Annotated in this window: 19 protein-coding genes; 11 read left to right on the top strand and 8 right to left on the bottom strand. The window is 64.9% G+C overall.

What is annotated here, in order from left to right; all coding sequences use genetic code 11:
• Positions 1-263 precede the first annotated feature (263 nt).
• The gene (locus IVB26_RS09405; RefSeq protein WP_247971409.1) at positions 264-1379 is read left to right on the top strand and encodes an ATP-dependent DNA helicase; all 1116 of its coding nucleotides are present in this window, start codon (positions 264-266) and stop codon (positions 1377-1379) included.
• A gap of 138 nt (positions 1380-1517) precedes the next feature.
• Here IVB26_RS09405 and IVB26_RS09400 read toward each other — a convergent pair whose 3' ends face one another.
• Positions 1518-3203 carry a tetratricopeptide repeat protein gene (locus IVB26_RS09400; RefSeq protein ID WP_247971408.1) on the bottom strand — a complete coding sequence of 562 codons (1686 nt, stop codon included), beginning with the start codon at positions 3201-3203 and terminating at the stop codon, positions 1518-1520.
• A 261-nt stretch (positions 3204-3464) separates the two neighbouring features.
• On the opposite strand from IVB26_RS09400, the gene msrA reads away from it, so the two are divergent.
• The 4 genes from msrA to IVB26_RS09380 all read left to right on the top strand — a co-directional run bounded on the left by msrA (position 3465) and on the right by IVB26_RS09380 (position 5397).
• Entirely contained in the window at positions 3465-4169 is a 705-nt protein-coding gene (gene msrA / locus IVB26_RS09395) for a peptide-methionine (S)-S-oxide reductase MsrA (protein WP_247971407.1), read from the top strand.
• A gap of 30 nt (positions 4170-4199) precedes the next feature.
• Positions 4200-4619 (top strand): peptide-methionine (R)-S-oxide reductase MsrB, encoded by a 420-nt coding sequence (msrB, locus tag IVB26_RS09390; protein ID WP_247971406.1) that lies wholly within the window; start codon positions 4200-4202, stop codon positions 4617-4619.
• Positions 4620-4727: 108 nt separating this feature from the next.
• A complete protein-coding gene (locus IVB26_RS09385; protein ID WP_247971405.1) occupies positions 4728-4892 on the top strand; it encodes a DUF3309 family protein in 165 nt (54 codons plus the stop codon).
• A 214-nt stretch (positions 4893-5106) separates the two neighbouring features.
• Positions 5107-5397 carry a hypothetical protein gene (locus IVB26_RS09380; protein WP_247971404.1) on the top strand — a complete coding sequence of 97 codons (291 nt, stop codon included), beginning with the start codon at positions 5107-5109 and terminating at the stop codon, positions 5395-5397.
• 237 nt (positions 5398-5634) lie between these two features.
• Here the strand turns inward: IVB26_RS09380 and IVB26_RS09375 are convergent, their stop codons facing one another.
• Together IVB26_RS09375 and IVB26_RS09370 are read right to left on the bottom strand one after the other, a co-directional pair.
• Positions 5635-6174 carry a DUF4112 domain-containing protein gene (locus tag IVB26_RS09375; protein ID WP_247971403.1) on the bottom strand — a complete coding sequence of 180 codons (540 nt, stop codon included), beginning with the start codon at positions 6172-6174 and terminating at the stop codon, positions 5635-5637.
• 60 nt (positions 6175-6234) lie between these two features.
• Positions 6235-6660, bottom strand: coding sequence for a DUF5413 family protein (locus IVB26_RS09370; protein WP_247971402.1), 426 nt, complete (start codon positions 6658-6660; stop codon positions 6235-6237).
• A gap of 148 nt (positions 6661-6808) precedes the next feature.
• On the opposite strand from IVB26_RS09370, the gene IVB26_RS09365 reads away from it, so the two are divergent.
• The 3 genes from IVB26_RS09365 to IVB26_RS09355 all read left to right on the top strand — a co-directional run bounded on the left by IVB26_RS09365 (position 6809) and on the right by IVB26_RS09355 (position 7864).
• Positions 6809-7051, top strand: a complete 243-nt coding sequence (locus IVB26_RS09365; RefSeq protein WP_246930615.1) for a cysteine rich repeat-containing protein — start codon at positions 6809-6811, stop codon at positions 7049-7051.
• A 37-nt stretch (positions 7052-7088) separates the two neighbouring features.
• On the top strand, positions 7089-7319 hold the full coding sequence (locus tag IVB26_RS09360; RefSeq protein WP_247971401.1) for a hypothetical protein: 231 nt from the start codon (positions 7089-7091) through the stop codon (positions 7317-7319).
• A gap of 257 nt (positions 7320-7576) precedes the next feature.
• Positions 7577-7864 carry a hypothetical protein gene (locus IVB26_RS09355; protein WP_246930620.1) on the top strand — a complete coding sequence of 96 codons (288 nt, stop codon included), beginning with the start codon at positions 7577-7579 and terminating at the stop codon, positions 7862-7864.
• A gap of 133 nt (positions 7865-7997) precedes the next feature.
• Here the strand turns inward: IVB26_RS09355 and IVB26_RS09350 are convergent, their stop codons facing one another.
• Both IVB26_RS09350 and IVB26_RS09345 read right to left on the bottom strand, forming a co-directional pair.
• Positions 7998-9596 carry a hypothetical protein gene (locus IVB26_RS09350; RefSeq protein WP_247971400.1) on the bottom strand — a complete coding sequence of 533 codons (1599 nt, stop codon included), beginning with the start codon at positions 9594-9596 and terminating at the stop codon, positions 7998-8000.
• Between the two features lie 37 nt (positions 9597-9633).
• Positions 9634-10926 carry an adenylosuccinate synthase gene (locus IVB26_RS09345; protein WP_247971399.1) on the bottom strand — a complete coding sequence of 431 codons (1293 nt, stop codon included), beginning with the start codon at positions 10924-10926 and terminating at the stop codon, positions 9634-9636.
• Positions 10927-11347: 421 nt separating this feature from the next.
• Here IVB26_RS09345 and IVB26_RS09340 point away from each other — a divergent pair, with 421 nt between their 5' ends.
• The gene (locus IVB26_RS09340; protein ID WP_247971398.1) at positions 11348-12280 is read left to right on the top strand and encodes a DMT family transporter; all 933 of its coding nucleotides are present in this window, start codon (positions 11348-11350) and stop codon (positions 12278-12280) included.
• Between the two features lie 4 nt (positions 12281-12284).
• Here the strand turns inward: IVB26_RS09340 and IVB26_RS09335 are convergent, their stop codons facing one another.
• On the bottom strand, positions 12285-12509 hold the full coding sequence (locus IVB26_RS09335; RefSeq protein ID WP_247971397.1) for a DUF3551 domain-containing protein: 225 nt from the start codon (positions 12507-12509) through the stop codon (positions 12285-12287).
• 97 nt (positions 12510-12606) lie between these two features.
• Positions 12607-12996 (bottom strand): DUF1330 domain-containing protein, encoded by a 390-nt coding sequence (locus tag IVB26_RS09330; RefSeq protein WP_247971396.1) that lies wholly within the window; start codon positions 12994-12996, stop codon positions 12607-12609.
• Positions 12997-13101: 105 nt separating this feature from the next.
• Between IVB26_RS09330 and IVB26_RS09325 the strand changes: the two genes are divergently transcribed.
• Positions 13102-14031: a DMT family transporter gene (locus IVB26_RS09325; RefSeq protein WP_247971395.1), complete on the top strand. Its 930-nt coding sequence runs from the start codon at positions 13102-13104 to the stop codon at positions 14029-14031.
• Positions 14032-14259: 228 nt separating this feature from the next.
• Positions 14260-15237 carry a Bug family tripartite tricarboxylate transporter substrate binding protein gene (locus IVB26_RS09320; RefSeq protein WP_247971394.1) on the top strand — a complete coding sequence of 326 codons (978 nt, stop codon included), beginning with the start codon at positions 14260-14262 and terminating at the stop codon, positions 15235-15237.
• Positions 15238-15394: 157 nt separating this feature from the next.
• Here IVB26_RS09320 and IVB26_RS09315 read toward each other — a convergent pair whose 3' ends face one another.
• Positions 15395-17080 carry a methyl-accepting chemotaxis protein gene (locus tag IVB26_RS09315; protein ID WP_247971393.1) on the bottom strand — a complete coding sequence of 562 codons (1686 nt, stop codon included), beginning with the start codon at positions 17078-17080 and terminating at the stop codon, positions 15395-15397.
• Positions 17081-17278 lie beyond the last annotated feature (198 nt).

The following is a 17278-nucleotide window of genomic DNA, read 5'->3' as shown; positions in this document are numbered from 1 at the left end:
GCGATGCCTGAGCAAGCGCCTCGTCCTTCGAGATGACCGCTTGCGCGGTCTCCTCAGGATGAAGCTGGGCGACATCTTTGCTTGTCGCAATGGCCGCCACGCACTCCGTCCTCATCCTGAGGGCCCGCCAAAGGCGGGCGTCTCGAAGGATGGGCCCAGAGATACGGCCTTGAAATGCGATTGCCCTGCGCTTGAACCGGCGGGGCGAATGGTTAGTTTTGGGGGATGGCGAATCGCTCCGTTTCGCACCTCTCAAGACAGACATGGCCACCTTCACCCCGCATCAGGATGCCGCGCTCAAGGCCGTCGGCGACTGGCTGAAAGCAAAACCCGGCCGTAACGGCACGCCGCCGGTGTTCCGCCTGTTCGGCTTCGCCGGGACCGGCAAGACCACGCTGGCGCGACACATCGCCGAGGGCGTCGACGGCGAGGTGAAATTCGCCGCCTTCACCGGCAAGGCCGCCCTCGTCATGCGCAACAAGGGTTGCGACGAGGCCTCCACCATCCACTCGCTGATCTACCGCGCCCGCGAATCCGGCGAGGAGCAGCCGAGCTTCGAATTGTGGGACGACGCGCCGGCCTCGAAGGCCAAGCTTATCGTGATCGACGAATGCTCGATGGTCGACGCCGAACTCGGGCGCGACCTGATGTCGTTCGACTGCCCGCTGCTGGTGCTGGGAGATCCCGCGCAGCTGCCGCCGATCCAGGGCGGCGGCTTCTTCACCAACACCGAGCCCGACGCGATGCTGACCGAGGTGCATCGCCAGGCGCAGGACGATCCGATCGTGCGGATGTCGATGGACGTCCGCGAGGGACGCGAGCTCGACATCGGCCGCTACGGCGAGAGCGAGGTGGTCTCGCGCAAGGAGCTCGACCCCGATCGCGTCATGGGCGCCGACCAGGTGCTGGTCGGCCGCAACAACACGAGGCGCGCGTACAATATGCGCGTGCGCCAGCGCCAGAACATCGAGGATACCTTTCCGGTCGCCGGCGACAAGCTGGTGTGCCTGCGCAACAACCGCAAGAAGGGCCTGTTCAACGGCGGCCTGTGGCGGGTGAAGTCGCGCAACACTACGCGCTCGAAGTCGCGCATCCTGTCGATGCGGCTGTCACCGGACGAGGACTTCGGCCACAAGGTGACCAAGGTCTCGGTGCGCGCCGATTGCTTCGAGGGCGGCGTCGAGCAGATCGCCTGGGAGCAACGCAAGCCCTATGCCGAGTTCGACTATGGCTATGTGCTCACCGTGCACAAGTCGCAGGGCTCGCAATGGGACGACGTCGTGCTGTTCGACGAGAGCTTTGCGTTCCAGGAGAGCCGCGCGCGGTGGCTGTATACGGGCATCACGCGGGCGGCGAAGCGGTTGAGCATCGTTGTTTAGAACACCGCTGCCGTAGGGTGGGCAAAGCGAAGCGTGCCCACGCGCTTATTCATTATAGAGAGAGATCGTGGGCACGGCGCGTTGCGCCTTTGCCCACCCTACGGCACTGCGGATGAGGCGCTGTCGTCGCATTCCAAGCTACTTCCCCGCCACAAAATAAAAATCCTCGCGTCCCGGCGGCGAGCCGTAGGTGAAGGGCTGCTGCCCGTGCCTGGTGGCGGCCCAGACGTCGTCGCGGATGATGTCGAACAGTTTTCGGATCTCGATGCGCGGCTGCTTGATCTCGCGCGCCAGCGCGGTGGCAAACGGGCTGTTGGCGCTGCCGTCGCCGTCCATCGCGGTCTCGCCATGCTTGGCGGCGTAGACCACCATGAAGCCGGCTCCGGGCTCGATGTTGGAAAAGCCCTTGTCGACCAGCTTCAGCGAAAGCGTGCGCTGCATGGCCGGCGCGAACGGATTGTCGCGGCAGGCATCCAGCACCACAAGACGCACTTTTCGCGCAGCACCGACCGCGGCAATGACCTGTTCGAGTGCGACCGCTTCGGTCTCGGCGTCCTTGTCGGCGGTGAGCTTGGCGTCGACCGGAACCAGATAGTTCACCCCGCCGATCTCGAAACCGTGGCCGGCATAATAGACCACCGCCCAATCGGCCTTTTCCGCTTCCTCGGCGAAGGCTTTCAGCGTCTGGAAGAACTTGTCGCGGGTAAGGTCTTTCGTGTCTATCACGCTCTGGAAGCCGAGATCGCGCAGCACGCTTGCGATCAGCTTGGAATCGCGCGGCGGATTCGGCAGCGCATGGGCGTTCTTGTAGGCGCCGTTGCCGATCACCAGGGCGACGCGGCGGCCGGTGGCCGCGCCCCCCGGGGTCTGCGGCATCAGCGCTGCGAGCCGCTCCTGCGCCTTGGCGCGGGCGCGCGCGACGTCGGGCTCGTCGAACTTCGTCAGCGAATAGGCCGCCGCGCGATAGTCGGCGCGCGCCTGCGCGAGATCGCGTCTCATCTCATAGATCTGGCCGCGGCCGGAATGGGCGCGGACATTGTTCGGATTGATCTGGATGGCCGTGTTGTAGTCTTTCAGGGCGGCGTCGAGGTCGCCCTTCATCATGCTGACGTCGGCGCGATTGTTGACCGCGAACACGTTCTTCGGCTGTTTCTCGATCAGGCGGTTGCAGTCGGCAAAGGCCTGATCGAACTTGCCCATCATGCCGTAAGTGATGCAGCGGTTGCCCGCGATCTGCGGCGCGGCCGGGTCGATCTTCTCGGCCTCCGCAAAATCGGCGATCGCACCGTCGAAATCCTTCATCAGCGAGCGTGCGCGGGCACGATTGGTCCAGGCGAGCAGGAATTTCGGCGTGTACTTGATCGACAGGCTGAAATCGTCGAGCGCACTTTGCAGCGCACCCCTGCGCGCGTGGATGACGCCGCGATTGTTGTAGGGGACACCATAGGCAGGACGCTTCTGGAGGGCGAGATTGTAGTCCGCCATGGCCAGGTCATCCTGCCCCTTGCGCTCATAGGCAAGGCCGCGCAGGTTGAGGGCGATGACGTAGTCCGGATCGAGATCGACCGCGATGGACAGGGTCTCGATCGCGTGGTCGTAATCGCGCTTGTTGATCAGCGTGTTGCCGCGCACGGAGAGCGCGATCGCCTTGTCCTTGCCGCCGAGCTTGTCGACCTTCAGCAGATTGTCGCAGGCGCTGGCGCGGGCCTGCGCCTCCGCTTGGCGGTCGCGGCAGGTGGCGAGATCGTCGGCTTGCGGGTCGGCCGCCGCGCTCGACACGCCGGCGGCCAGGATGACGAGGATCAGTGAAACGACGCCCAGCATGTTGTCAGGCCTGCTCCAGCCACCAAATTCTTTTTGAGTCGATCATCGATCGCACTGGTTCATCTAGCGCGGAGTTCCCGGTCTCGCCAAGCGGCTGTCGCCAGACTATCCCGCCCGGCTCATTTCACAGACTCGTGTCCGTCCCGCCGTAACAATCGGCGGCTGCGTCCGTACCTCGGATGATGCGAAAGGGCGGCCGGACAACTGTTCGTCCGGCCCCGATCGCCCTAGACTGTCAGACCTTCCGAAAGAGGATCCGCCATGCGCCGACCTGCCCTCGCCTCCCTGCTGGCCGCCACCACCGCCCTGACGCTTGCCTTTGCCGCGCCGTCCCGGGCTGCGGAGGATGCGGTCGTGATCCCCGCCCCCGCCGTGGACGCGGCACAAGCGAGCGGGATCCAGACCGCCGTGGTCGCCGGCGGCTGCTTCTGGGGCGTGCAAGGCGTCTTCCAGCACACCGCGGGCGTCGTCAACGCGGTCTCCGGCTACGCCGGAGGCACCAAGGCGACGGCCGACTACCAGACGGTCTCGAGCGGCCGGACCGGCCACGCCGAGGCCGTCGAGATCAAGTACGATCCGAAGAAGATCTCCTACGGCAAGATCCTCCAGATCTACTTCTCGGTGGCGCACGACCCGACCCAGCTCAACCGCCAGGGCCCCGACGTCGGCACGCAATATCGCTCGGCCCTCTTCACCACCTCCGACGAGCAGAAGAAGGTGGCGGAGGCCTATATCGTCCAGCTCAACAGCGCCAAGGTCTTCAACAAGCCGATCGTTACCAAGGTCGGCGCACTGGAGGCGTTCTACCCGGCGGAGGCCTACCACCAGGACTATCTGACGCTGCACCCGAACCAGCCTTACATCGCCTATAACGACCTGCCGAAGGTTGAGAACCTGAAAAAACTGTTCGCGGATAACTACATTGAAAAGCCGACGCTGGTGAGTGCCAGCAAGGCCACCAACTGATCGCCAGATCATCTTCAGAACGGGAGACCCATGCCCGACACCAAAACGAAAACCACGGACCACAAGGTCATCAAGAGCGAAGAGCAGTGGCGGCGCGAATTGTCGCCGATGCAGTACGCGGTGCTGCGCGAGAAGGCGACCGAGCGTCCCTTCTCGGGCGAATATGAGCACGACGAGCGAGCCGGCACCTATGTCTGCGCCGGCTGCGGCAATCAGCTGTTCTCTTCCGACGCCAAGTTCGATTCCGGCTGCGGCTGGCCGAGCTTCACCCAGCCCGCCGTCGAGAGCCATATCGACGAGGAGCGGGACGTCAGCCACGGCATGATCCGCACCGAGGTGCTCTGCTCCAAATGCAGCGGTCATCTCGGCCACGTCTTTCCCGACGGCCCCGGGCCGACCGGCCTGCGCTATTGCATCAACTCGGCGGCGCTGAAGCTGGAGCCGAAATAATCGGCGTGCGGGGTGGGGTTCCTTCGTGGAACCCGACCTCGGTATGTGCTTTTCTTCCCTGGCGGTGCGGCCGATCATCGCATTTTGGCGGCCGCCAGGGAGGAAGCCATGTCACTTGGGACCATCCTGATCATCCTGGTGATCATTTATCTGCTCGGAGGCCTGTCCGGCCGCGTGGGCGGTTATGGCTATGGCCTAGGCCATTCCGGCATGGGCATCGGCAGTGTCGTGCTAGCGGTGCTGGTCGTCCTGGTGCTTCTTGGCAAATTGTAAACCATTTAACATATTGAAATTACTAGCCTTATCGCGGCCGCGGGGCTGCCATGCGCGGATTCATCATCTCCCATCGCAGGGGTCGCATTTTTGTCAAAACGGCTTATATTAGAGAGCGAAAATGGCATGTGCGGCCGGCCCGTTCAATTGTGGCCCCTGCCCTCCCAAACCCCACGCGCTTAAAGCCCCAGAGAAGATCACGAGGTCTTTGACCATGCGTCCACTGCGTCCGTTCAACTTCAACACCTCCGCCGAACTCTTCCCCGCCGCGATCCGCAAGAAGAAGCGTGCGGGCTTCACCTATCGCCGGTTCGGCACCGCGGCCGAAGCGGTGCAGTTCGCGATGGAGCAATTGCCGACGGATTCGCTGAACGGCGCTTATCTGCAGGTCGAGGAAGCGCGTTTCGACCAGAACGGCATCCGCACGCTCTATGAGAGCGAAGCCTTCCCGCTGCCCCGGCGTCCCAAGCCGGTGGAGACCAACGCCGACGCCGACGCGGCGTAAGTTTTCGCTAATCCTTACGATGTGCGCAGAAAGCGCGATGGCCGAAAGGTCGTCGCGCTTTCCGCGTTTTTGTTCTCCCTCTCCCGCTTGCGGGAGAGGGCTGGGGTGAGGGTGTCTCCGCAATCGAGGATCCCCAAGAGGTGAGAGCCCTCACCCGGCGCTCCGCACCGACCTCTCCCGCAAGCGGGAGAGGTGCATCGAGCCTGACGCTTGATCGAGTATCAAAATCCTGAATTTTCAGATCCGCGGCTGCTTCTCCAGCCAGCGGCGGAGCAGACGCACGTTGCGCATGTTGGCGCGGAACATGACGTCGAAAGCGTCGCCGGCGAACGGGACGATGCCGACCACGCCGTCGAGCGCGACATTGCCCAGCATGCGCGCGGTGATGTACCAGGGCGCGCCCAGCGCGCGGGCTTCGCGCACCAGCCACAGCGAGATCGCCGTCGTGATGATGTCACCGACGACAGGAATCAGGCCGATCAGCCCATCGATGCCGTAGCGGATGTTGGTGCCGGGCAGGATGAAGGCGACGTCGAGCAGCTTTGCGATCGCCTCGAGCCGCGCGATCCGCTGCTCGCGCGTCAGATTGCCGAACGGATTGCCTTGCCCGAAATCGAACCGAAACTCGCGAAATCCCTGCTCCAGCGTTTCGGGGCGGATCTCATGGCCCTCCTGATCGATGATCGGCCCGTGCGCTGTCTTGCCTGAGCTCGCACGCGAGCCGCTGCCGGAACGGGATCGGCGCGGCGCAAGGATATCGTCGTCGGACATGGTCATGGCCTTCAAGAACGCGCCGCCGCGGCGGAGGTTGCTGTGCCGCGCTCTAAAGTCGCGCGCTCAGGTCGGCGCCGCCACTGCTTGCGGCTCCTTGACATATCTATGCACGAGCCAGGACGAAATCGCCGCCGGCACGAACCCGACGAGGCCGTACAGAATGAACTGCACCGCACCCGAATCCGGCCCGCGGGAGCTATAGGTGAGCGAGGCCAGCACGAAGGCGAACAGGCCGACCAGCAGCATCCGCAAGCCCGGGCCGATCCGCCTGATATGGAGCAGGATGTCGTCGACCGCGCCGATCATCAGCGAGGGCAGGACGCCGAACAGATAGCTGTATTGCAGGGTCTTGAAGAACACTGCGAATAGCTTGCCGACCTCGCCGAGACTGGTCTGGGCCCAATAGCCGGACTGATAGGTCGTCGTCAGCAGCAGCAGGAACCCGCCGAGGAACGGGCCAACCAGCGCATACACCAGATAGCGTTTCATCAAACACCCTCACCCTTCTCCAGTGTTATAGCAGCGCCTCGGGAACCTTGAATAGCGGGGCGGACTCTGCCTTTGGGGGAACAAGTGACAAGGCGACGAGTTCAGACAGGACCTGAATTGTCCCTGTCATATTGGATTGGAGCCGCCGATGGTCCGCAAATTTCTTCTGGCGACAATCACGCTGGCGGCCCTGACCGGCCTGTCGAACGCGCCCGCTGTTGCGCAGGGCCATATGGGCTCCCCGCAGGAGCAGCAGGCCTGCTCGCGGGACGCATCGCGCTTCTGTCGCAAGGATCTCGGCAATGACGGCGCGGTGCAGAGCTGCCTGCAGGCCAACCGGGCCAAGCTGTCGCGCTCCTGCAGCAAGGTCTTTCAGAGCCACGGCATGTGAGGCCACAACCATCCCCCAGCGAACGGAGAGTGAGGCCATGTTGCGCGACGAACAGCTCTCGATCCTGCGGGACATCAGCCAATCCGTTGCCTTCGCCGACGACCGGCAGGGCAAGATCGGGCAACTGATCGCGGACGGTTACGTGATGAAGGACGGCGACCTGTTCGAGCTCACCGCCAAGGGCGTCACCGCCGTCGAGGAACACGCCGCCGCGCTCGGCGCGAGCGATGCGGAAGCAGCGAGCACATCCTTCGATCGGTTGATCTGATCTCGCGCGCACGCTTTGTGCGTGACGTTCACGCAACAACTGCAAATTCCTTCATGTGGACCATTGCAGCCGCACGGCAATGGCGCATACTTCGCTTGGGCGGCGCAGCACTTTTCGATTCGAACATCAAGAAATCGAGCGACCACATCCGGGACCGAAGTTCCCGGCGTGAAGGCTGTGACATGCGGCAGATCAAGTCGCGTGCGGCGCCCCAAAACCAAGTGGCTCAAGCCTAGGTAAATCGGGGATCCCTCTGCATGACACGCACTCAGACCATCGCTTCGCTGTTTAAGACCACCGCTTCGCTGTTGGCCGTCGCAACCACCGCCATCGCATTCCAGACCTCACCTGGCCTCGCCTTCTCGTCCGAAGCGCAGCAGATGTGCACGGGCGATGCGATGCGGCTGTGCTCAAGTGAAATCCCCGATATCCCGCGGGTCAGAGCCTGCATGGTGCGGAACAAGGCGCAGGTCAGCCCCGGCTGCCGCGCCGTGATGGACCGCGAGGCGGTCGCCTCGCGCAAGCGGGAAGCGGCGGCGCAGTAAGTCCACTCGGACGTCATTCCGGGGCGTGCGAAGCACGAGCCCGGAATCCATTTCTCGACGTCACCCGCTGCACGATGGATTCCGGGTTCGCGCTACGCGCGCCCCGGAATGACGGAGGAGGGTTTGGCTCGACCTAATCGCCCCACTGCGCGAAGGCGTCGTTGAAGGCGCGCTCGCCGGGGGCGCCCTTCTCGATGGCGATGATGGCGCGGCGCTGGTTGGCATAGACCAGCGGCACGTCGAACCACGAGCGCTCCTTCAGGAGCTGGACGTTGCGGGAGCGGTCGGCGTCGACATTGGACAGGCCGACCAGGAAGAAGCCGTCGGTGACCTTGACCGCGAGCCCTGCGAGCGGCGTACCACGCGCCTGCTCGTTCGACTTCATCAGGATGCCCGGCACGTTCGAGACGCTGCCGCCCGGAAAGTCCGGCGGCAGGATGAAGGTCAGCTCCGCGGTGTGGCTCGCCGGCAGCGAGGAATCGGTGTTGCGGCGGAACGACATCGTCATCTTGAACTTGCGGTCGGGGATCTCGATGTCGGCGCGCACGGCGACGTCGGCCTTCTGGGCGCCCGACGCCTTGATCGGCTCCAGCCGCCACACCACCGAGCCGACATATTGCTTGCCCTTCGGATCGGACGGATCCTCGTCATAGAGTACGACCTTCTGCGCCACCGGCGCGACCGGCTGGTCGCTGGCCGAAGGCTGCCCGACGCGATCGGGGATCTTCGGCTTGCTCTGCGGCTGAGCCGGGGTCGGCGTGTCCGCCACTTGCGTCGCGGACGGCTTGAGAAAGCCGTTGACGATCTGGACCAGCTGCTTGCCCCAGAGGATGCCCGCGCCGACCAGGATGAGCACGATGCCGACGGCAATCGCGCTCTTGAAGGGGAAGGCGGAGCCGGTGCGGACGCGCTTCTTGGCGGCGCGCTCGGGCGCGATGCGCGGACGCGGCGAAGGCGGCTGCGCCGTGTAGCGCTCCGCCTCCTCGATCGACTCGTCGTAGGAGTAGGGCGCCTCGGACTCGCCGGCGCGGTTTTCCAGGCTCGGTTCGAGCCGGTCGAATTCCGGCGTGGGCGAAGGCACGTTGGCGTAGGTACGACGCGCGGAACGGCTGGCCTGTGCGGCAGCGCCGCCGAGATCATTGGCATCGGCCGTGATGTCGCGGAAGCCGCGCACGCCCGGTGCCGGCGGCAGCGGCGGCGGCGGTCCGACATCAGGCGGACGGCGCGCACCGGCACGATCGCGGCCGGCCGGCGGCGGCTCCGGCATCGGTGGCGGGGCAGACGGTCCCGGTTGGCGCGGGGCGTCGAAACGGGGCGCGCGCGGCGGACGCTGCGCCTCGCCCTGGTCATCGACGTTGAAGGACGGACGGTCGGCCCGCGGCGGTGGCGGAGCCGGACGGGTACGCGGCGAGGCCGCAGCCGCGTTGCCTTCAGCGGCTCGCGTGCTGGCGCGGCGAAAGGCATCGCCGCTGCCGCCGCTGCGCCCGCCGCCACCGGGGCGCGAAGTCTCGCGGGCACGCTGGGCAGCCTCCGATTCGACCTTGCGAACGGCCTCCTCCAGCGACAACCTTTCGCGGGTGATCTCGGATTCGGAAAGCGGCGGCTGCACGCTGCGCAGCTGCGCGATCAAGGCCGTGCGCGCCCGCTCATAGAGCGCGCGACGGCTTTCGCCGGGAGCGTTCGGGTCCAGGGCGGCAATAGCGCGGGCGATCAGCGGATAGTAATCAGCCATTTCAACTCAACTATACGCGCGTCCCGGTAAGATATCGTTAAGCCTCAAACGGATTTTGCACCAGGATAGTATCTTCGCGTTCGGGGCTGGTGGAAAGCAGTGCGACCGGGCACCCCACCAATTCCTCGATCCGCCGGACGTATTTGATGGCCTGGGCCGGCAGGTCGGCCCAAGACCGCGCACTGGCGGTCGGCTCCTTCCAGCCCTCGATGGTCTCGTAGATCGGCTCGACCCGGGCCTGGGCGCCCTCGCCGGCCGGGAAATGGTCGATCTCCTTGCCGTCGAGCTTGTAGCCGGTGCAGACCTCGATCGTGTCGAAGCCGTCGAGGATGTCGAGCTTGGTCAGCGCCAGACCGTTGATGCCGCAGGTCCGGACCGCCTGGCGGACCAGCACGGCGTCGAACCAGCCGCAGCGGCGCGGACGGCCGGTATTGGTGCCGAACTCGCGGCCGCGCTCGCCGATCCGGCGGCCGGTCTCGTTGTCCTGCTCGGTCGGGAACGGGCCCTGGCCGACGCGGGTCGTATAGGCCTTGCACAGGCCGAGCACGTAGCCGACCGCGCCCGGCCCGAGGCCGGCACCGGTCGCGGCCTGCGCCGCCACCGTGTTGGACGAGGTGACGTAAGGATAGGTGCCGTGGTCGACGTCGAGCAGCGCACCTTGCGCGCCCTCGAACAGCATGCGCTTGCCTTCGCGGCGTTTGATGTCGAGCAGGCGCCACACCGTCTCGGCGTAGGGCAGCAGCTCAGGTGCCAGCGCGCTCAATTCCTTCAGGATCACCTTGCCGTCAAACTCCGGCAGGTTGAGGCCACGGCGCAGCGCATTGTGGTGAGCCAGCAGGCGGTCGATCTTGTGCGGCAGCGTGTCGAGGTCGGCGAGGTCCATCAGGCGGATGGCGCGGCGGCCAACCTTGTCCTCATAGGCCGGGCCAATGCCGCGGCGGGTGGTGCCGATCGCGGTCGCTGCGCTGGCGGATTCGCGGTGCGCATCGAGCTCGCGGTGCAGCGGCAGGATCAGGGTGACGTTCTCGGCGATCCGCAGGTTCTCCGGAGAGACCGCGACGCCCAGGGCCCTGAGCTTGCTGACCTCGTCGAGGAAGGCGGCGGGATCGAACACCACGCCATTGCCGATCACCGACAGCTTGCCCTCGCGCAGCACGCCCGAGGGCAACAGCGCGAGCTTGTAGGTCTTGCCGTTGATCACCAGCGTGTGGCCGGCGTTATGGCCGCCCTGGAAGCGGACCACGATGTCCGCCTGCTCCGACAACCAGTCGACGATCTTGCCCTTCCCTTCGTCGCCCCATTGGGCGCCGACGACGACAACATTGGCCATTCGCGGGTAATCCTTCGAAGATTTCTCTGTAAGGGCATGATCCGAACAGAAAACCGGGACCCACTTTTCCGGGATCATGCCTGCGCCCAGCCCAATTCCCGGCCCAAGGCCGTTCGCACGCGAGGCAGCCCAACCGGATAAAGGAAGCAGCCTCTCTAGGCAAGCAAGAACGGGACTTTTTCAGGGCTTCGAGGCCGCTCCAAGCCTTTGATATCCCCTTAAAATCTCGCAACGTTCACGGCCGGCGCAATGGCTTCGACCAAAGGGTGAGAGGCTCACTCCGCCGCTGCATGGTCGCGATGCGTCCGCCCCCCGTTGATGCAACCTCGATTTCCGTGTCTTTGGACAGCGCCGGGCTATCAGCCGGCCCGGATCCCGCCGGGCCGGAAGCCTCGGTGCATGCGGGGCCACACCAGACAAAATGTCCGCCACCGGTCAGACCACGAGCGCGGAAACATCCGGTCACAGCTGGATCGCCAACCAGCCTTATCTGCTGCTCAGCATCACCGCGCTGTGCTGGGCCGGCAACGCCATCGTCGGGCGGCTCGCCGCCGGCCATATCCCGCCGGTCACCCTCTCCTTCCTGCGCTGGTTCTTCGCCTTCCTGCTGGTGCTGCCGTTCGCCTGGAAGCATCTTGCCCAGGACTGGCCCGCGATCCGCGGCAAGCTCGGCCTGATGGTCACACTCTCGATCACCGGCATCGGCGCCTTCAACACGCTGCAATATTGGGCGCTGGAGCATACCCAGGCCCTCAACACGCTGCTGCTGCAGTCGGCCGCTCCGCTGGTCGTGGCGCTGTGGTCGCTGGCCATCCTCGGCATCCGCCTCACCGCGGCGCAGGCGTTCGGCGTGCTGCTGTCGATGTGCGGCGTGCTCACGATCCTGCTGCACGGCGATTTCACCACGCTGTCGAACATCGAGTTCAACAAGGGCGACCTCATCTTCATCGTCGCGCTCGTCATCTTCGCGCTGTATTCGGTGCTGACCTTGAAGCGGCCGCCGATGCACGGCCTGTCGTTCCTCGCCTTCACCTTCGGGGTCGGCGCCGCCTGCCTGATTCCGCTCGAGATCTGGGAATTGTCCGCTCGCCCCGTGATGAAGCTCGACGGGCCGAACCTGCTGACGCTGTTCTACGTCGCGGTGTTCCCATCGACGCTCGCCTATCTCTGCTTCAATCGCGGCGTGCGCCTGATCGGCGCCAACCGCGCCGCGCCGTTCTTCCACGTCGTGCCGGTGTTCGGCTCGATCATGGCAATGGCCTTCCTGGGCGAGCACCCGCAGGCGTTCCACTTCATCGGATTTGCGTTGGTGCTATCAGGCGTGTTCGTGGCGTCGAGGAAGCAGGCGAACTGACGCCTCAATGCGAGACCTTTTTTCGGTGCGCGTATTTCGGATTGATGCCGCAGGAGGCACGCGTGCCAGACGCCGTGCCCCGGCACTGCTCATAGGTATCGAAGCTGCAATTTCCCGGATAGCCCCATTGATCCCCCTGAAGGCAATAGCGCCCCGCATGGGCCGGGGAGGTCCCGGCGGCGCACGACAGGACAAGGGCGGACAAACTAACCAGGCCAAGACGATGCATGGGATTCTCCGATAGCGCGCAGGAGGCTCACCCTGATTCCTTGCTGGCAAGCCGTGGACGGACCTTGATCAAGATCAAGGCCGCGAGCCGCGCGGCGTCAGCCGACTCCGAACTTGCTGTAGGCCTCGCTGGTCGCAATGATCACATGCTCGGCGCAGCCATTGACGCGGTGCGGGTCGGCCTGCGTCTCGTAGGCTTCCGAGGTCATCATGTCGAGGAAGGCCGCGACGCTCGGATAATAGACCAGCGCCACGAAATCCCAGTCGTTGCCGGCGTGCGGTCCGAGCGCGATGGCCTTGGCCTCGCCGGTCCAGAGCAGAGTGCCGCCCCGCGCCTTGATCATCGGCACCGTGATGGCGCTGTAGCGCAAGTATGCGTCCCATCCGGATCCGTCGCCGTCACGCGAGCGCGCGTGGAAACGCATCAGGTTCAGCATCACCACCGGTGCGTTCTGCTCGAGCCCTTCGAGGCCCGCGATGTTCAACATATTAACCGCCAAAGGCGCCTCCTCAGGGTTTGCCTGCATTGTAGCATTGCGGCGCTGTGACTTGTGCCATCGCGCCGATCCGGCGCAAGCTCGCATGCAACGCCAATGACGATCGCTTCGCCCGCGCCAAAGGCCTCCAATCCGGCCAGTTGGCTCAACAATCAGCCTTATCTGCTGCTCAGCCTGAGCTCGCTGTTCTGGGCCGGCAACATCGTGCTCGCGCGCCATGTCGGCGCGCATGTGCCGCCGCTGACGGTGACCACGATCCGCTGGTTCGGGGTGTTCCTGATCCTGTTGCCGTTTGCCTGGCCGCATCTGAAGCGCGACTGGCCTGCCTTGCGCAGGAGCCTGCCGCTGATGCTGTTCCTGTCGCTGGTGGGCTTTGCCTTCAACAACGCGATCTCGTACTGGGCGATGCAATACACGGAAGCGCTGAATGCGCTGCTGATCCAGTCGGCAGGTCCCCTGTTCGTGGCGCTGTGGTCGCTGGTGCTGTTCGGCGTGCGGCTGACGGGCGCGCAGTTCGCCGGCATCGCGATCTCGCTTCTCGGCGTGCTGATCATTATCCTGCGCGGCGATCTCGCCGCGCTGGCGAGCATCAGCTTCAACAGGGGCGACATCATGTTCGCCTCCTCGCTGGTGGCGTTCGGGATCTACTCCGCCTTCATCCCGCGCCGGCCCAAGGTCCATCAGCTGTCCTTCCTGTCCTTCACCACCTGCTGCGGCGCGACGATGCTGCTGCCCGCGGCGATCTGGGAAGCGGCAAGCGGCCGCGTCCTGCAATTCGATACGATGACGCTGGCGACGCTGGGCTACATCCTGATCTTTCCCTCGACGCTGGCCTATCTCTTCTTCAACCGCGGCGTGGCGCTGATCGGGCCGAACCGGGCGGCGCCGTTCTTCCATCTGGTGCCGGTGTTCGGCTCGGCGATGGCGATCCTGCTGCTCGGCGAAATGCTCCAGCCGTTCCACCTGATCGGCTACGCGCTGGTGCTCGCCGGCGTCGTGATCGCCTCGCGCCAGGGTTCGGCGTGACGTAATTCCGCGCGGCGGACGATGCGTTCTCCGTGGCACGGACGCGCTGCGGCACGCAGTGACACTGCGCAGAGCCGGGACCCGGTTTGGCCGCAAGTATGGACCCCGGCTCTACAGCGCACCGCTGAAGAAGCGCTGCGCTGCGTCCGGGGCAAGCAACTCCCGTCTTCCGATTTCAACACAGAGACGCTACGTTCCCCGCCAACCAAAAAGAGGGAACGTCTTCAGATGATTTCAGGGCTGATTCGAAACCTGCGTGCCGCGGCTACGGTCGCGCTGTGCCTTGCCGCCGCATCCACGGCTCACGCCGACAATTATCCCAGCCGCAACATCACGCTGGTGCTGCCGTTCGCGGCCGGCAGCGGCACCGACACCACGACGCGGCTGATCTCGCAGCATCTGTCGCAGGCGCTCGGCGTCGGCATCGTGATCGAGAACAAGGCGGGTGCCAACGGCATGCTCGCCGCAACCTATGTCGCGAAGGCCGCGCCTGACGGCTACACGCTGCTGGTGACCACCAACACCACGCATTCAGCCAATCCCTATCTGCTCAAGAGCCTCACTTACGATCCGGTCAAGGATTTCACGCCGATCGCGCGCACGGGCGATTTGCCCTTCATGCTGGTGGTCAATCCCGAGGTGCCGGCCAAGACCGTCGGCGAGCTCGTCGCCTATGGCAAGGCCAATCCCGGCAAGCTGAGCTACGCCTCGGGATCGTCCTCCGCGATCGTCTCGGGTGCGACCTTTGCGCACAATGCCGGGCTCGACCTGCTGCACGTGCCCTACAAGAGCTCGCCGCCGGCGCTCAACGACGTCATGGGCGGCCGCGTCTCGATGATGTTCGTGGACATCCTGACCGGCCTGCCGCATGTCCAGGGCAACGCGCTGCGCGCGCTCGCCGTCACCACCAAGGAGCGCTCGCCGCTGGTGCCGAACCTGCCCTCGATGCAGGAGGCCGGCGTGCCTGATTTCGACATCTCGTCGTGGCAGGGCTATTTCGGCCCGGCCGGCCTGCCCAAGGAGATCGTGACGCGGCTCAATACTGAGATCAGGAAGATCGTCGAGAAGCCCGAGATCAAGGCCCAGCTCGCCACGCTCGGCATGGACGCGTTTTCGGGCACGCCGGAGCAGCTCGGCACGTTCGTCAACGAGCAGCTGGTGCTGTGGGAGAAGCTGATCACCAACGCGAAGATCGAGAAGCAGTGAAGTCCGTCATTCCGGGGCGCGCGCAGCGCGAACCCGGAATCTCGAGATTCCGGGTTCGATGCTTCGCATCGCCCCGGAATGACTGCCGAACTCAACAAGAAAAAGGTGGGCACGACGCTTCGCGTCTTTGCCCACCCTACGAATTGGGTGCAAGAACTTACGCCGCGCGCACCTTGGCGAGGAAGCCGTCCACCGCGTTGCGCAGCGCGCCGGACTGGCTGTCCAGCTCGCGGGCGTTGGTGAGCACGTCGGTGGCGGCGTTGCCGGTCGCTTCCGCGGCCGAGGTGACACTGCCGATATTGGAGTTGATCTCGTTCGAGCCGGCCGCAACCGATTGGATGTTGCGGGCGATCTCGCGGGTGGCTTCGCCCTGCTGCTCGATCGAGGCGGAAATGCCCGCGGTGATCTCGCTCATCTCGGCGATCGTCTGGGTGATGCCGGAGATGGCCGTGACCGCGTCGCTGGTCGAGGTCTGCATTGCCGCGACCTGCGCGGAGATTTCCTCGGTCGCCTTGGCGGTCTGGTTGGCGAGCGCCTTGACCTCGGAGGCAACGACCGCGAAACCGCGGCCGGATTCACCGGCGCGAGCCGCCTCGATGGTGGCGTTGAGCGCGAGCAGGTTGGTCTGCGCGGCGATCGAATGGATCAGCTTGACGACCTCGCCGATCTTCTCGGCGCCGGTCGAGAGCACCTGCACGGTGGCGTTGGTACGCTCGGCGTCGCTGACGGCGCGGCTCGCCACTTCGGTCGAGCGGGTGACCTGGCGGGAGATTTCCGCAACCGAGCTCGACAGCTCTTCGGCAGCCGCCGCGACCGTGCCGACATTGCCGGAGGCCTTTTGCGAGGCAGCGCCGACCGTCGCCGCACGCGACGAGGCGTCACTGGCGGTTGCCGTCATCGACTGCGCCGTTGTCTGCATGCCGGCCGCAGCCGAGGAGACCGTGCGGACGATGCCGTTGACGCTACGTTCGAAGTCGTTGGCCAGCTCTTCCATCGCATTGCGACGTTCCGCCGCGGCGCGCTGCTGCGCCGCTGCCTCGGTCTGCTCGAGCTCGCGAATTTTCTCTGCATTGGTCTTGAAGATCTGCACGGTCGCCGCCATCGCGCCGACCTCGTCGCCTCGGCCGACGCCGGGGATTTCCCCCTCGAGCCTGCCGTCGGCGAGCTCCTTCATGCGGGTCCCGAGCAGGCCCAGCGGCCGGCTGATACTGCGGCCGATCAGCCAAGCTACGCCCCCGGCCACGAGCATGATGCCGAGCAGGGAGAGGCCGAGCAGCCAGGCCACCGGCGCCAGCTTGGCATCGAGGTCGTCGAGATACGCCCCGGTGCCAACGAACATGTTCCAGCCGGGAATCGCCACAGCGTAGGACAGCTTGCGGGTAACTTCCTTCTCGCCGGGGCGGTAATACTCGTAGCGCAGCGTGACGTCGCCCTTCGCGGCGATACCGTCGCGCAGTTCACGCGTGAGCTTGCGGCCGTTGGTTTCGATGTCGAGGCGGTTGCTGCCGTACTGCTTCGGGTCGGGCGTCAGCACGGCGACGCCGTCCATCGTATAGGCGAAGATGTAGCCCGAGCCCTTGTCATAGGTCATCGAACTGCCTCGGCGGACGAACTCCGCGATGGCCGCATCCTTGGTCAGCTGCCCGGCATCGACCTGCTTTTGCAGACCCAGCGCCATGTTGCGCGACATTTCGACCATGGCTTTGGTCTGCTCGAAACGGGCATCGAGCAATTCCCGTTGCATCAAGTACGCTGCCAACACGCCGGAGACGCATAGTCCGAGCATGGCGACGCCGACAAGAATGCCGAGCTTGGGGGCGATCTTCAGATTGCTCAACTTCACGGGATGGCTCCGGCAATGATGGGGTACGGGCACGCGACCAGATCGATCAAAATCGAATCAACGTGTAGTGGGCGACCCCTTAGCAAGTTACTTACACGCCTCCGTAGAAGCCCGGACGCAACCGCGGAAACCGGCAACTTATGGCCATCTCGACAACCGGCGATTGTACGTGACAGCATCGATTTCGCGTAAAAGACG

Source organism: Bradyrhizobium sp. 195, assembly GCF_023101665.1.
Classification (GTDB): Bacteria; Pseudomonadota; Alphaproteobacteria; order Rhizobiales; family Xanthobacteraceae; genus Bradyrhizobium.
The sequence above is the reverse complement of the archived record's forward strand: the minus strand, read 5'-3'. Positions and strand labels throughout refer to the sequence as shown.